1 rRNA gene is annotated in these 541 nt (G+C 43.6%); it reads left to right on the forward strand.

Features of this window, described 5'->3' with window-relative positions:
• Positions 1-234: 234 nt before the first annotated feature.
• A 23S ribosomal RNA gene (locus KQI75_RS13480) occupies positions 235-541 on the forward strand; the annotation flags it as partial.

Here is a 541-nt window from a genome sequence, read left to right on the forward strand (position 1 = left end):
AACTGCACCTTGAAAACTGAACAGCGAGAAAACGACAAAGCAACAATAGGAAGATAAAATTGTTATTCTAGGAAAAATGCGAAAGCAAATTTTTGAGATAAAAGGTTTTAACGATCCAATTGTGGCGAAAGTGTAGAAATACACTATTACAATTAGCTAAAAAATAACCGAGATTACTCACAATCTTAAGTTACTAAAATAATTCCTGATCTGACCGGATCAGGTCTTACAGCTGGTCAAGCTGTAAAGGGCGCAAGGGGAATGCCTTGGCACCAGGAGCCGATGAAGGACGTGACAAGCTGCGATAAGCTTGGGGGAGCGGCAAATACGCATTGATCCCGAGATTTCCGAATGGGGAAACCCACATGAGTGAAGCTCATGTATCTCATACTGAATCAAATAGGTATGAGAAGGGAACCGCCTGAACTGAAACATCTAAGTAGGGCGAGGAAAAGACATCAAAAGAGATTCCGCTAGTAGTGGCGAGCGAACGCGGAAGAGGCCAAACCGATCGAAGCAATTTGGTCGGGGTAAGGACTGC

Source organism: Butyricicoccus intestinisimiae (assembly GCF_018918345.1).
GTDB lineage: Bacteria > Bacillota > Clostridia > Oscillospirales > Butyricicoccaceae > Butyricicoccus_A > Butyricicoccus_A intestinisimiae.